The sequence below is a fragment of the Spirillospora sp. NPDC047279 genome (assembly GCF_040643285.1).
Classification (GTDB): domain Bacteria; phylum Actinomycetota; class Actinomycetes; order Streptosporangiales; family Streptosporangiaceae; genus Spirillospora.
In genome coordinates, this window is sequence record NZ_JBEYUA010000002.1 from 1 (window position 1) to 14,014 (window position 14,014).

At 68.2% G+C, this 14,014-nt stretch carries 11 protein-coding genes; all 11 read right to left on the reverse strand.

The annotated features are described in order from the left end of the window. On the reverse strand, positions 1-2,432 hold a 2,432-nt coding region (rpoB, locus tag ABZ810_RS04140; protein WP_358398986.1), incomplete at its 3' end, for a DNA-directed RNA polymerase subunit beta. A 403-nt stretch (positions 2,433-2,835) separates the two neighbouring features. After that, positions 2,836-4,341 (reverse strand): hypothetical protein, encoded by a 1,506-nt coding sequence (locus ABZ810_RS04145; protein ID WP_358398988.1) that lies wholly within the window; start codon positions 4,339-4,341, stop codon positions 2,836-2,838. Beyond that, entirely contained in the window at positions 4,341-4,853 is a 513-nt protein-coding gene (locus ABZ810_RS04150) for a hypothetical protein (RefSeq protein ID WP_358398991.1), read from the reverse strand. Before ABZ810_RS04150 ends, ABZ810_RS04145 begins: the two co-directional genes overlap by 1 nt. Before the next feature lie 13 nt (positions 4,854-4,866). Further along, complete coding sequence (locus tag ABZ810_RS04155; RefSeq protein ID WP_358398994.1) at positions 4,867-6,324, reverse strand: MCE family protein; 1,458 nt, start codon at positions 6,322-6,324, stop codon at positions 4,867-4,869. Then, positions 6,321-7,619, reverse strand: a complete 1,299-nt coding sequence (locus ABZ810_RS04160) for an MCE family protein (protein ID WP_358398996.1) — start codon at positions 7,617-7,619, stop codon at positions 6,321-6,323. Before ABZ810_RS04160 ends, ABZ810_RS04155 begins: the two co-directional genes overlap by 4 nt. Then, complete coding sequence (locus tag ABZ810_RS04165) at positions 7,616-8,899, reverse strand: MCE family protein (RefSeq protein WP_358398998.1); 1,284 nt, start codon at positions 8,897-8,899, stop codon at positions 7,616-7,618. The genes ABZ810_RS04160 and ABZ810_RS04165 overlap by 4 nt, the downstream gene beginning before the upstream one ends. A gap of 18 nt (positions 8,900-8,917) precedes the next feature. Further along, complete coding sequence (locus ABZ810_RS04170) at positions 8,918-10,027, reverse strand: MCE family protein (RefSeq protein WP_358399001.1); 1,110 nt, start codon at positions 10,025-10,027, stop codon at positions 8,918-8,920. Continuing rightward, positions 10,028-11,059 carry an MCE family protein gene (locus ABZ810_RS04175; protein ID WP_358399003.1) on the reverse strand — a complete coding sequence of 344 codons (1,032 nt, stop codon included), beginning with the start codon at positions 11,057-11,059 and terminating at the stop codon, positions 10,028-10,030. Continuing rightward, positions 11,056-12,360: an MCE family protein gene (locus tag ABZ810_RS04180; protein ID WP_358399006.1), complete on the reverse strand. Its 1,305-nt coding sequence runs from the start codon at positions 12,358-12,360 to the stop codon at positions 11,056-11,058. The genes ABZ810_RS04175 and ABZ810_RS04180 overlap by 4 nt, the downstream gene beginning before the upstream one ends. 34 nt (positions 12,361-12,394) lie before the next feature. Continuing rightward, positions 12,395-13,240, reverse strand: coding sequence for an ABC transporter permease (locus ABZ810_RS04185; protein ID WP_358399009.1), 846 nt, complete (start codon positions 13,238-13,240; stop codon positions 12,395-12,397). Continuing rightward, a complete protein-coding gene (locus ABZ810_RS04190; RefSeq protein ID WP_358400291.1) occupies positions 13,240-13,962 on the reverse strand; it encodes an ABC transporter permease in 723 nt (240 codons plus the stop codon). The genes ABZ810_RS04185 and ABZ810_RS04190 overlap by 1 nt, the downstream gene beginning before the upstream one ends. Between the last annotated feature and the right edge of the window lie 52 nt (positions 13,963-14,014).

The following is a 14,014-nucleotide window of genomic DNA, read 5'->3' on the forward strand; positions in this document are numbered from 1 at the left end:
TCACGCGCCTTCTCACCGAAGATCGCACGCAGCAGCCGCTCCTCGGGCGTCAGCTCGGTCTCACCCTTGGGCGTGACCTTGCCGACCAGGATGTCACCCGGGACCACATCGGCACCGATCCGGATGATGCCACGCTCGTCCAGATCGGCCAGGACCTCTTCGGAGACGTTGGGGATGTCCCGCGTGATCTCCTCAGGACCCAGCTTGGTGTCCCGCGCGTCGACCTCGTGCTCCTCGATGTGAATCGAGGACAGCACATCGTCCTGCACCAGACGCTGGCTCAGGATGATCGCGTCTTCGTAGTTGTGACCCTCCCACGGCATGAACGCCACGAGCAGGTTCTTGCCCAGCGCCATCTCACCCTGATCGGTGCACGGACCATCGGCGACGACCTGCCCGAACTCGACCCGCTGGCCCTCTTCGACGATGGGCTTCTGGTTGAAGCAGGTGCCCTGGTTGGACCGCTTGAACTTGGCGACCCGGTAGGTGGTCCGGGTGCCGTCGTCGTTCATGACGGTCACGTAGTCGGCGGAGACCTCCTCCACCACGCCGGCCTTCTCGGCGGTGATGACGTCGCCGGCGTCGACGGCGGCGCGGTACTCCATGCCGGTGCCCACCAGCGGAGCCTCGCTGCGCAGCAGCGGCACCGACTGGCGCTGCATGTTGGAGCCCATCAGCGCCCGGTTGGCGTCGTCGTGCTCCAGGAACGGGATCATCGCCGTGGCGACCGAGGTCATCTGCCGCGCCGACACGTCCATGTACTGGACGTCGTTGGGCGCGACGAGCTCGACCTCGCCGCCCTTCTTGCGGATCAGGACCTTCTGCTCGACGAACGTGCCGTCGTCGTTGAGCAGGGAGTTGGCCTGCGCGACGACGAACCGGTCCTCCTCGTCGGCGGTGAGGTAGTCGATCTGCTCGCTGACCACGCCGCCCTCGACCTTGCGGTACGGGGTCTCGACGAAGCCGAACGGGTTGACCCGCCCGAACGCCGCCAGCGAGCCGATCAGGCCGATGTTGGGCCCCTCCGGCGTCTCGATCGGGCACATCCGGCCGTAGTGCGAGGGGTGCACGTCACGCACCTCCATGCCCGCCCGCTCACGCGACAGACCACCCGGACCCAGCGCCGACAGACGCCGCTTGTGCGTCAGGCCCGCGAGGGGGTTGGTCTGGTCCATGAACTGCGAGAGCTGGCTGGTGCCGAAGAACTCCTTGATGGAGGCCACGACCGGCCGGATGTTGATCAGCGTCTGCGGCGTGATCGCCTCGACGTCCTGCGTCGTCATCCGCTCACGGACCACGCGCTCCATCCGCGCCAGGCCCAGCCGGACCTGGTTCTGGATCAGCTCGCCCACCGTGCGCAGACGCCGGTTGCCGAAGTGGTCGATGTCATCGACCTCGATCGGCACCGGAACCGACCCGACGGTCGCCTCCTCCTCGCCGGCGTGCAGCCGGACGAGGTACTCGATCGTGCCGACGATGTCGTCCTCGGTCAGCGTGCCCTGGTTCATCTCCAGGTCGAGGCCGAGCTTCTTGTTGATCTTGTAGCGGCCGACCTTGGCGACGTCGTAGCGCTTGGGGTTGAAGTACAGGTTCTCCAGCAGGGTCTGCGCCGACTCCTTGGTCGGCGGCTCGCCCGGACGCAGCTTGCGGTAGATGTCGAGGAGGGCGTCGTCCTGGCCGGAGGTGTGGTCCTTCTCCAGGGTGACGTTGATCGACTCGTAACCGCCGAAGTGCTCGCGGATCCGCGCCTCGTCCCAGCCCAGCGCCTTGAGCAGCACGGTCACCGGCTGCTTGCGCTTGCGGTCGATGCGGACGCCGACGTTGTCGCGCTTGTCGACCTCGAACTCGAGCCAGGCACCGCGGCTGGGGATCACCCGGCAGCCGTAGATGTCCTTGTCCGAGGCCTTGTCGAGGGCACGGTCGAAGTAGACGCCGGGCGAACGGACCAGCTGCGAGACGACGACGCGCTCGGTGCCGTTGATGATGAAGGTGCCCTTCGGGGTCATGAGCGGGAAGTCACCCATGAACACCGTCTGGCTCTTGATCTCACCGGTGGTGTTGTTGATGAACTCCGCCGTGACGAACATCGGGGCGGAGTAGGTCATGTCCTTGTCCTTGCACTCCTCCACGGAGTACTTGGGCGGCTCGAACCGATGATCACGGAACGACAGCGACATGGTTCCGGAGAAGTCCTCGATCGGACTGATCTCCTCAAAAATCTCTTCGAGGCCCGACTGCGTCGGGACGCTCTTACTTCCGGCCTTCTGGGCCGCCTCGACCCGGGCCTTCCACCTCTCGTTGCCCAGCAGCCAGTCAAAGGAGTTGGTCTGCAGCGCAAGGAGGTCCGGGACTTCGAGCGGCTCCTTGATGCGCGCGAAGGAGACGCGGTTCGGACCGGTTGCGGTATTCGAGGCATTGCGCGAGGCTGCCAAGAGTGGTCCTTCCGAGGGCTCGCGGCGTAACTGACGACACGCACGCCAGACGATCCAGGTGCGAGACTGGCTCAAAGGTCACCAAAACGGGCCCAGGCAGGGTTGCTCTCACACGAGGATAGTCAAAGGGCAGCGCAAAGGGGCAGTGTAGCCGACTGCCACACCGCTCGCAACTCTACCGCCGCAGTATGCATCACAGTTGCCTTGGAGCATCGCCCCTGAAGGCCCAAGAGTCAAGAGCGGACATGGACTTTTCGGGCTCTGACCTGCAGTGAGGAAGGCCATAGTTTAAGGTTCTGCCCCCTACTCGCCAGTAGACCCTGTACAAGGCCCCCAAAACCGCCGAGCGACCTCCCCGTCCGGGAGATCGCTCGAAGGTGTTCCGACGGATCGACGGTCGCGGCTACGAGATCAGAACCAGGTCGGAAGCGAGCCACTTGCCGTCGACCTTCTCCATGGTGATCCGCATCCGCAGCGTCTCGGGGAGGGCCTTCTCCTTGTCGGAGCTCTTGGCCGTGGAGCGGTTGGCGTAGACCAGGACGACCGCCTTGCCGGGCGAGGCGGAGATCGTGCCCACCTTGAGGATCGTGGTGGTGGCCACCGCCTGCTGGCTCACGTAGTTCTGCTTCAGGCCCGGGGTGAGCTTGTCGTACTGGGTGCGCAGCTTTCCGGTCGTCTGGGCCGAGGCGCTCTTGAAGTCGTCATCGATGGTCCGGTAGTCGAAGGACGACAGGTCCTGGGCCGCCCGGGAGGCCGCGAACTTGGCCTGCTCGGCCGCGTTCTCGGTCGCGGTGCGCTCGCTGAGGTTGAGGCCCAGCGCGACGACGGCCGCCGACAGGGCGACCGCCAGGACGCCCAGGACGATGGTGAGCACCGGAATCCGGGACGCCCGGCCGGCGCCCGCCGTCCGGGAGCGCTTCTTCCGCCCCTTGCCGTCTCCGTCGGGCTCATCGGTGCCGGGCTCGCCGTCCTCGGACTTCTCGGACTTCCCGGACTCCTCGGACTTGGGCTCCTCGGCATCGCCGTCTTCGACGGTCTCGGAGTCGAGATCATCCTCTTCGTCCACAGATTTGGTGGACGCTCCGGATTTCTTCGTCGTGACCGTCTTCGCAACGGTTTCATCTTCCGAATCGGCGCCGGAGCCGCGCTCCGCGGCCTTGCCGGCGTCCGGTTCGGCTGCCGAATCGACCGCCGTGTCCGTTTCCGGGTCGGCCTTCCCGGCCGCGGCGGTGTCGCCGGCGGTCGCACCGGTGGCGCCGGTGGCGGCGGTCTCGTCGGTGTCGCCCGAGCCGGTCTCGTCATCCTCGGCCTTCCTGGCGGCCTTGCCCCGGCGGGTCCTGAGCTTGCGGCCCCGGGTCTTGCCGGCCGCCGTCTTGGCGGCGGTCCCGGCCTCGGCCGCGGCGGAGCCGGCGGCGTCCTTCGCCGCCGCGGCGTCGGCGGCGGCGCTCTCGGCGGCCGCCTCCGCGTCGTCCGCGGTGGTCTCCGCGCCGTCCGCGGCGGGCTGCCCGGCCGTCTTAGAGGTCGCCGGCTTCGCGGCGCCGTTCTTGGCCGTGGTGGCCTCCGCCTTGGCGGCGGCCGCGTCGGCGCTGGCGCTCTCGGCGGCGGACCTTGCGGTGGCCGCCTCGGCGGCGGCGCTCTCGGCCACAGCCATGGCGTCGGCCTTGACGGCCGCGGCGCCGGCGCGAAGCTCCTCCGTGCCCTCCTCGGCCGGCTCCTCGGCGTCCAGGGCGGCAGCGGCCGCTTCGGCCTGCGCTTCGGCCTCCTCGGCCTGCGCGGCGGCCTGCGCGGCCTCCTGGGCGAGCCTGGCGGCCTCGCGAGCGCGTTCGGCGGCCTCCTCGGCGAGCCGGGCCCGCCGCTCTGCCTCGCGGGCCTTCTCCGCCGGTGTGGCGGCCTTCGTGCCCTCAGCCATTACGGGACCATCTCCAACTTCGACACCAGCCAGCGATCACCGGACTTGGTGAGATCCATCTGGTAGCGGTACGGCCTGGTCACGCCGTTCGGCACCTTGGGGTTGGTCACCATGCCGTTCAGCGAGACCATCACCTCGGCCGAGTCGCCGTCGATCGACACCACGGCGGCGTCGACCTGGCTGACGGTCGACTTGGTCTGGGCCTTGGCGACGCTGTCGATGAAGACCTTGGACTGGGTCGCCAGCTGGTTCTTCAGGTCGCCGGTGGCGCCGGACAACATCCGGTCGAGGTCCTTCTGGGCGGAGGCGTGGTCGACCGTCATCAGGTTGACGCCCATCTGCCGGGCGGCCTGCACGGCCTTGGCCCGGTCCTCGGCGTCGCCCTTCTTGTCCAGGACGACCAGGCCGACCCAGACGACCGCCACGACCAGCCCGGCCACGAGCGCGCCGAGGGCCAAGGTTGTGATCCGGGCGGCGCGGTCACCCCGCGCGCCCTCGTCCTTCACCTTCACGTGAGCGTCATCCTCACTGGGCCAGCGGCCCGAGCAGGAGCCATTTCCACGAGGCTTCCTCTCCCAACTGACGGGATCCCGCGGTCGTGGGCATGGCATAGCGCTTGCCGTCCGGCCCATAGACCGCGCCGGTCGCAGGATCGTACCCGGCCAATTCGACTGCGTTCGACGGGAAGGGGATGAAGATCTGGCTCGGGTCCTGCGCCGCGTTCGCGTCCGTGGCCTGCCCGTTCGCGCCGACGGCGGCCCGTTTCTGGTCCGCCGCGCCCTTGCCGGAGGTGGTCCCGGTCGCGCCGCCCTCGGGGAAGCCGGCGCCGTCGGTGGCACCCGGCGGCAGGGCCGGCGTCTTCGAGATCGACGACTTGGGCACGTTGCGGGAGCCGCGGACGTCGGTCGGCGAGTTGGCGGGCAGCTTGCAGCCCACGTCCAGGCGCGGCTTCTTGGGCTTGGTGTCCTGCGGCCAGCGCTTCTGCACCTTCTCGTAGCCCTTGGTGCACGGGGCCGGCGAGTCGATGTTGAGCGCCAGGCCCATGTGGTGGGTGCCGTCGCCCGGTTGGATCGTGAAGTTGCCCGCGACCGCCACCGGATAGAGGATGAACAGCGAGCGCAGCCCGGCCTGCCGGGAGGTGATGATCTGCCCGGTCGTGGTCAGGTTGGCCAGCAGCACCGGCAGCGTGGGCGACAGATCGGTGATCGTCTTGTCCACCTGGTCGACCGCGCCCGGGGTGGCGTCGAGCGTGCTCCGCAGCGCCGGGTCGTCCTTGCGCAGCTGCGCGGTGAGCTCGTTGAGGTTGCGCGCCAGGCTCTGGATGTTGGCGCCCTGCCGGCGCTGGGTGTTGAGCACCGTCGCGCTGTTGTCGAGCAGCTGCTTGGTGTCGGGATAGGCGGCCTCGGCCGTCTTCAGCAGCCGGTCGGTGTCGTCGAGGATCTTCTGCAGGTCGGTGCCGGAACCGGCGAACGCCTTGTCCAGCTCGTCGACGATGGTGCCGAGGTCCTGCGGGTCCACCGAGGTCACCAGCTTGTCGACGTTGCGCAGGAGCTCCGCGGTCGAGACCGGCAGGCGGGTGAGCTGCCGCGGGATGGTGTACGGCGAGCCCTCGTCGAGGAAGGGGCCGGTGTTCTTGCTCGGCTGCAGGTCGATGTACTGCTCGCCGACCGCCGACCGGTTGGCCACCACGGCCGAGGTGCCCTCGCGCGGGATGCGCTTGCCCCGTTCGAGCTCGAGCTTGACCTTGATCCCGTTCTCGGTGAGCTGGATCGGGCCGACCCGGCCGACCGCGACGCCGCGGTAGGTCACCTCGGCGTTGGTGAACACGCCGCCGGAGTCGCTCAGGTCGACGTAGGCGGTGTACTGGCGGCCCAGCAGGCCGGCGCCCAGCTTGAGGTAGTTGACCGCGACGATGCTGACGCCGAGGACCGTGACGATGGCGAACGCGATCAGCTGGATCTTGACGCCGCGCTTGAGGATCACGAGAGGCCCCCCGTCATGAGCGCCTCGAGGTCGGATCGCTGACCCATCGAACGAGGCTTTCCAGTGGTGCCGTTACCCGGGGTGGTACCGCCCGTCTGGCCGCCGTTCTGGCCGCCGTTCTGGCCGCCGTTCAGGCCGGGAAGCCCGGGCAGGCCGCCCGTGCCGCCCGACGGCGCGTTGTTGGGCAGGACGCCCAGCGGCGTCTGCGGCAGCGTCATGTTCGGGACCTTCAGCAGGCTCCGCATGCCCTGGCCGCTGCCGAGCAGGCCCTCCAGGTCGGTGCCGCCGAGCAGGTTGTGCGCCAGGCTCTCCAGGTCCAGGTCGACCGTGAGCCGCACGTTGCCGAAGTCGCCCTTGACCACGTTGCCGAACGTGGGCGAGAACGGGAAGGCGATCATCGACTCCAGCGTCTTGGGCAACGTCTCGCCGGACTTGTTGAGGTTCTTGAGCAGCGTGTTGAGGTCCCTCAGGTTGGCCAGCAGGTCCGCCTGCGACGCCTTGATCACGCCGGTGGTCCGGCGGCTCAGCTTGTCGAGCGACACCAGCATCTTGGTGAGGTCGGACCGGTTGCGGTTGAGGATGTCGACCGCCGGACCGGCCTTGTCGATGGTGTCGTTGATCGTCGCGCGCTCGGCCGACAACTTGCCGGACAGCCGGTCGATGCTGTCGATCGCCCGGACGATGGAGCTCCGGTTGCGGTCGAGCGTGCCGACGAACGTGTCGACGCGGTGCAGCACGGACTTGATCGTCGCCTCGCGGCCGCCCATGGCGGCGTTCAGCTCGTGCGTGATCGTCGAGACCTGCTCCAGACCGCCGCCGTTGAGCAGCAGCGACATCGCCGAGAGCACCTCTTCGATCTCGGTGCTCCGGGTCGTCCGGGACAGCGGGATCAGGTCATTGTCGGCCAGCTGCCCCTGCGCCGGCTGGTTCGGCGGCGCCGACAGCCCCACGAACTTCTCGCCCAGGAGGCTGGTCTGCCCGATCGTCGCCACCGCGTTGTCGGGCAGCTTCGCGTCCTTACGGATCTTGACGGTGACCAGCGCGTGCCAGCCGCCCTGCCCGCCGGCCAGGTCGATCTTGTCGACCTTGCCGACCGAGACGTCGTTGACCTTGACCACCGACTGGGGCACCAGGTCGAGCACGTTGGCGAACTCGACCTTGACCGTCAGCGGGTCACTGCCGACGTCGGGCCCGCCGGGCAGCGGGATCGAGTCCACGCCGCGGAACGAGCAACCCGACAGGGCCGTCACCCCGACGAGGGCCGCCGCGCCGAGCTTGATGTACGGCCGCCTCATTCGCCACCTCCGGGCAGCAGACCGGTGATGTCCTTGGGCTGGTGCGAGTTCTGCGCACTGGCGTTGGTCCGCTGGTTCTTGGTCTTGGCGCCGGCCTTGGTGTTGGGCCCCTCACCCGGCGGATAGGCGTCCGGCGGGATCGGCACCGGGTCGTAGTGCGTGGTCAGCGCCGTGATCCACGACAGGTCCAGGCTGAGGCCGGTGAGCGCCTTGCCGATGCCGTTGTAGGGCTTCACGAAGTCGAGGCACTGCTTGGCGGGCGTGCCCACCGAGTAGGCCAGCGAGCAGATCCAGTCGGCCAGGTCGTGGAACTGGCGCAGGTCGGCGCGCTGGTGGATCGTGCCGCTGATCGGGTCGTAGGCGCGGGCCGTGTTGTTGATGGCCAGCGGCGCCACTTCCAGGATCTCGGCGAGCGCGTCCTTCTGTTTCACCAGCGTGCCGGTGATCTGGGCGAGCTGGCGCACGTTCTTCGACACCTCGCCGCGGTTGTCCTTGACGAAGCGCTGGACGTTGCGCAGCGTGGGGCCGAGGGTGTTCAGCGCGGCGCTGAGCTCCTCCTTCTCCCCCGCCAGCTGGCCGGACACCCCGTTGAGGTGGCCGGTGAACTGCCGGATCTGCCCGTCGTTCTCCTTCATCGCGCCGGTGATCACCCGCAGGTTCTCGATCGTCTTGGCGACGTCCTCGCGGTCGGCGCTCAGCGTGCTCAGCGCCTTGGAGGTGTCGGAGATCGTCTGCCGGATGTCGGTGCCCTGGCCCTCCAGGGTGTCGGCGCCGACCTGGAGCAGCCGCGACAGCGAGCCCGCCTGGCCGTTGGGCCCGGGCTGGTTGGCGCCCTCCGGCCCGAGGGCCTTGTTGAGGTCGTTGAGGCTGGAGCCGATCTCGTCGACCTCGACCGGCACCGCGGTGCGGTTGACGGTCAGCGTCGACCGGTCCGGCATGACCGCGCCGCCCTTGTAGACGGGGGTCAGCTGGATGTAGCGGTCGGCCACCAGGGTCTGGTTGACGATCATGGCCTGGGCGTCGGCGGGCACCTTGTACTTGGCGTCGTACTTGAGCTCGACCTTGACCGAGCCGCCGACCGGGGTCACGCTCTCGACCCGGCCGACCTTGATGCCGAGAATGCGCACGTCGGCGCCCTTGTAGAGACCGACGGTCTTGGTGAAGTACGCCGTCATGCGCCGCTGCTCGGGCTCCCGGAAGACGAGGACGAGCGCGGCCGCCAGCACCGCGACGGCGAGGATCGCGCCGCCGAGCCGGAGGATGGTTCCTGAATTACGCACGGATACCTGCCTGCTCGCTCACGGGAGGAAGGGCAGCGGGTTGCCCTGGTCGTTGCCGGTCTGACCGCCGTTCTGGCCGCCCTGAGTCCCGTTCTGGCCGCTCTGCGTCCCGTTCTGGCCGCCGGTCGGGGCGCGGTTGCCGCTGCCCGAGTTCTGCTTCGGCGGGTCCTGGATGCTGGCGGGGATCGGGATCAGGTTCTGCAGCCAGGCGTCGAACCAGCGGCCGTTGCCGGTGACCTCGGAGAACTGGCGCGCGAACGGCGCGAACAGCTCGATCGTCCGGTCCAGGTTCTTCTGGTTCTTCAGCAGCACGTTGGTCACGCCGGACAGGTTCTGCAACATCGGCTTGAGCTGCGCCTGGTTCTCCTTGATCAGCGCGTTGATCTGCTGGGAGAGGAGGACCGTGTTGACCAGCAGCTGGTGGATCACGGCCCGGCGGGCCTGCACCGCCTGAAGGATCTTGTCGCCGTCCTGGATGAGACGGGAGAAGTCCTGGTTGCGGTCGGCCAGCAGCTGGGACACGTCCCTGGCCCGGCCGGCCAGCTGGTGCAGCTCCTCGTCGCGCGAGGCGATGGTGCTGGAGAGCCGGCGCAGCCCCTTGAGCGACGCCCTGATCTCGTCCGGCGAGTTCTGGAACGTGTCGGACAGGACGTCGAACGACTTGGCCACCTGCTGGTAGTCGATCTTCTCGATGCGCTGGCTCAGCTCGCTGATCGCCGGGACCACCTCGAACGGCGTGGCGGTGCGCTCCAGCGGGATCTGCCGGGACAATCTGCCGCCGCCGCGCGGGTCGAGCGCCAGGTAGTGCGCGCCCAGCACCGTCTTGATCTTGATCTCGGCACGGGTGAGGTCGCCCAGCTTGACGTCCTTGTTCACCTGGAAGGTGACCTTGACGTGGCCGCCGTCGAGGCCGGTCTCGGTGACCTTGCCGACCTTGACGCCCGCGATCCGCACCTCCTCGTCCGGCTTGAGCCCGGCGGCCTCGGCGAACGCGGCGGTGTGGGTCTTGGTGCCGGTGATGAACGGGATGTTGCCCAGGTTCATCGCCACCAGGAGCAGGACGATGATGACGGCGAAGGCGGTGAGCCCGATGGGGACCGGGTTGCGCTCCCGGAAGGGGATCCTCATCTACTTGCACCTCGCGTTGTCGTTCACGATCGCCGGCGTCTGGTAGGCCGGACCGCCAGGCAACCGGACCCGCGCGTCGAGGCCGCAGACGTACATGTTGAACCAGCCGCCGTAGGAGGAGATGTTGACCAGCCCCTCCACCCGGCCCGGGGTCCGCTTCAGCGCCAGGTCGAGCTTGTCGTCGTGCTTGTTGAGCGTCGCGGCCAGCGTGCGCAGGCCCGCGATGTCGGCCTGGAGGCCGGGGCGCGCGTCGGACAGCAGGTTCGCGGTCGTGCCGGACAGGTCGTTGAGCGCCGAGACCGACTCGAAGATCGCCTGGCGGTCGTCGGAGACGCCGCTGACGAAGCTCCGCAGGTCGCCGATCAGCTTGTTGACCTCGGTGTGCCGCTGGTCGATGGTGCCCAGCACGTTGTTGAGGTTGTCGATGACCTGGCCGATGACCTTGTCGCGGTTGGCCAGCGTGTTGGTCAGCGACGCGACGTGCGTCAGCAGGCTGTTGACCGTGCCGGCCTCGCCCTGGAGGGTCTGCACGATCTGGAACGCCAGCTTGTTGACGTCGTCCGGCTCCAGGGCCTTGAACAGCGGCTTGAAGCCGTTGAACAACACCGTCAGGTCGAGCGCCGCCTTGGTCTGCGTGATCGGGATGGTGCCGCCGGCCCGCAGGTAGTCGTTGGCCGCGCCGGCGCCCTCGGTCAGCGCCACGTACCGCTGGCCCATCAGGTTGCGGTAGCGGATCTGCACCTGGGTGGACGTGGGGATGCCCGCCTCGAAGACGCCGGACTTCTCGACGCTGAACGTCACCTCGGCCTTGTTGCCCTGGTAGAGCCTGATGGCCTCGACCTGGCCGACCCGCACGCCCGCGACCCGGACGTCGTCCTTCTCCAGGAGCCCGGCCACGTCGGTGAAGATCGCCTTGTACTCGCGGGCGTCGGCGAACCGCATGTTGGAGATGGTCATCGCCAGCACGCCGGTGACCAGCGAGGTCAGGACGACGAAGATCGTGAGCTTGATGGCGGCGCTGGTGGTCTTCACTTGACCGTCACCACCGATCCTTCAAGGAGCGGGCCGTAGAGCAGCTCCGCCACGTCCGAGACCTCGTCGGCCGGGGTACGCGTCATCGGGCCGACGACATTCTTGATCTTTTCCTTCTCGCTCATGCCGCCGGGGTCGACGAAGACCCCGGAGACCCCGCGGCCACGGGTGCGCGTGGGCTCGTTGGGGTTGTCGGGGTTCTTCCACCAGAGGTCGTCCTCGTTGCCGTCCAGCGCGAGGTAGTCCGGGAAGGGGACCTTGGGGTTGGGCATGTTGTAGCAGCGCGGGCCGCGCTGGTCCCTGGGATCGGGCAGGTTCAGCGGGTACTTGTACGCGGGGCGCGGCTTCACGATCTCGATCGTCAGGTTGTAGGTCGTCGAGCCGTTGCCGCCCGACACCCGCTCGGCCTCCGGCGCGAGCTTGCTCAGCCCGGCGATCGTGCAGGGGAACGAGGGCGAGTAGCGGGCGAAGAGCGCGAGCCCGGCCCGGTTCGACACGTTCACACCGACGATCTTGGGACCGTTCACCTGCATGAACCGGTCGCCCTTCTCGGCGGTGCCGGTGACCATCGGGATGATGTCCTCGATGGTGGCCCGCTTGTCGGCGATCGTCTTGTTGGTGACGTTGAGGTTGCGCAACGTCTGCAGGATGTCCGGCGCCGCCGCGTTGTAGACGTCGGCGGTGTCGGCCAGCGCGTTCAGGTCGTACACCAGCGTCGGCAGCTCAGGGTTGATCTTCTTGAGCAGCGAGTCGACCTGCTCCAGGTTCTGGCCGAGCTGGTCGCCGCGTCCCTGGAGCGCGGTGGACAGCGCGTTGAGGGTGGCGTTCAGCTTCTCCGGCTTGACCGCCTGGAGGAGCGGCAGCAGGTTGTTGAGGACCTTGTCGATCTCGACGGCCTCCTGCGTGCGGTCCTGCTGGATCACCTGGCCCTTGCGCAGCCCGAGCGGGCCGGCCTGGGCCGGGATCATCAGGTCCACGTACTTCTCGCCGAACAGCGTCTTGGGGATCAGCCTGGCCTGCACGTTGGACGGGACCAGCTTGGCCTTGTCGGGGTCCAGCGCCAGGTCGATCATGGCGCCGTCGGCGGTCGCGCGGGTGCCGCGCACCTCGCCGACGATCAGGCCGCGGACCTTGACGTCCGAACGGGGCAGCAGTTGCAGCCCGGCGCGCTCGGCGTCGACCCGCACCTTCACCACCGGGGTGAGGGCCTTGTTGAACAGCGCCACCGTCAGCGCCAGCAACAGCGCGATCACGACGACCATGGACAGGCCGAGCAACTGGTAGCGCAAGCGCTGGGACATGCCGGTCGGAGTGCCGGAATGGGTCATCGCGCCGTCACCCCGCAATCCGTACGGTCGTGGTCGCTCCCCAGATCGCCATGCCCATCATCAGGTCGGCCACGTTGATGACCACGATGCTGGTGCGCACCGCGCGGCCCACCGCGACGCCGACGCCCGCCGGGCCGCCGCTGGCGTTGTAGCCGTAGTAGCAGTGGATCAGCATGACGAGCGTGGCAAAGACGATCACTTTGCCGAATGACCACAAGATGTCATAAGGCGGTAGGAACAAATTGAAATAATGGTCATAGGTGCCGGTCGACTGCTCGTAGAAGAGCGTCACGACCACCCGGGTCGCGCCGTACGAGGCGAGCAGGCCGACGATGTAGAGCGGGATCACCGCGATCATTCCGGCGATCATGCGCGTCGTCACCAGGAACGGCATCGACGGGACCGCCATGACCTCCAGCGCGTCGATCTCGTCGGAGATCCGCATCGCGCCCAGCTGGGCGGTGAAGCCGCAGCCGACGGTCGCCGACAGCGCGAGCGCCGACACCAGCGGCGCGATCTCGCGCGTGTTGAAGTAGGAGGCCACGAAGCCGGTGAACGCGGCGGTGCCGATCTGGTTGAGCGAGTTGTACCCCTGCAGGCCGACCTGGCTGCCGGTGAAGAACGTCATGAAGCCGACGATCACCACCGAGCCGCCGATGACGGCCAGGCCACCGGTGCCGAGACTGACCTCGGCGAGCAGCCGCAGCACCTCGGTGCGGTAGCGGCGCAGGACCCGGAGCACCCAGGCGAAGGCGCGCGCGTAGAACGACAGCTGGTGACCGAAGTCCTCCAGCCTGTCGAAGGGCGCCTTGACCCACTTGAAGGACCGCCCCGTGTTGCCTGAGGCAGCCATCACATGCCCTTCTGCGGAATGAACTGGAAGTACAGCGCGGAGATGACGAAGTTCTCCAGGAACAGCAGCATGAACGTGATGACCACCGTCTGGTTGACCGCGTCACCGACGCCCTTGGGCCCGCCCTTGGCGTTGAGGCCCTTGTAGGCCGCCACCAATCCGGCCGTGATGCCGAACACGAACGCCTTGAACTCGGCCTGGAGCAGGTCGGGCAGCTGCGCGATCGCGTTGAACGAGGCCAGGTAGGCACCGGGGGTCCCGTCCTGCAGCACGACGTTGAAGACGTAGCCGCCGACCAGCCCGACGACCGACACCAGGCCGTTCAGGAACAGCGCCACGAACGCGCAGGCCAGCATGCGCGGCACCACGAGGCGGTGCAGGGGGTTGATCCCCAGCACCTCCATCGCGTCGATCTCCTCGCGGATCTTGCGGGCACCGATGTCGGCGCACATGGCGGAGCCCGCGGCGCCCGCGACCAGCAGCGAGGTGACCAGCGGGCTGGCCTCGCGGACGATCGCGACCACCGCGGTCGCGCCCGTGAACGACTGCGCGCCGAGCTGCCGGATGAGCCCGCCCACCTGCAGCGACAGGATGCCGCCGAAGGGGATGGCGACCAGCATCGTGGGCACCACGGTCACGCTGACGATGAACCAGGCCTGCTGGATGAACTCGCGCCACTGGAACGGCCACACGAACATCGCGCGGAACGTGTCCAGGCACATCGCGAAGAAGCGGCCCGGCTCCCTGATCGCGACATTGGCGGCGCCGTCCCCG

Bases quoted from the DNA above. Each gene is read 5' to 3' on its own strand.
- ABZ810_RS04180 (WP_358399006.1), bottom strand. From the start codon at position 12,360: ATGTCCCAGCGCTTGCGCTACCAGTTGCTCGGCCTGTCCATGGTCGTC.
- ABZ810_RS04145 (WP_358398988.1), bottom strand. From the start codon at position 4,341: ATGGCTGAGGGCACGAAGGCCGCCACACCGGCGGAGAAGGCCCGCGAG.
- ABZ810_RS04170 (WP_358399001.1), bottom strand. From the start codon at position 10,027: ATGAGGATCCCCTTCCGGGAGCGCAACCCGGTCCCCATCGGGCTCACC.
- ABZ810_RS04160 (WP_358398996.1), bottom strand. From the start codon at position 7,619: ATGAGGCGGCCGTACATCAAGCTCGGCGCGGCGGCCCTCGTCGGGGTG.
- ABZ810_RS04190 (WP_358400291.1), bottom strand. From the start codon at position 13,962: ATGTGCCTGGACACGTTCCGCGCGATGTTCGTGTGGCCGTTCCAGTGG.
- ABZ810_RS04185 (WP_358399009.1), bottom strand. From the start codon at position 13,240: ATGGCTGCCTCAGGCAACACGGGGCGGTCCTTCAAGTGGGTCAAGGCG.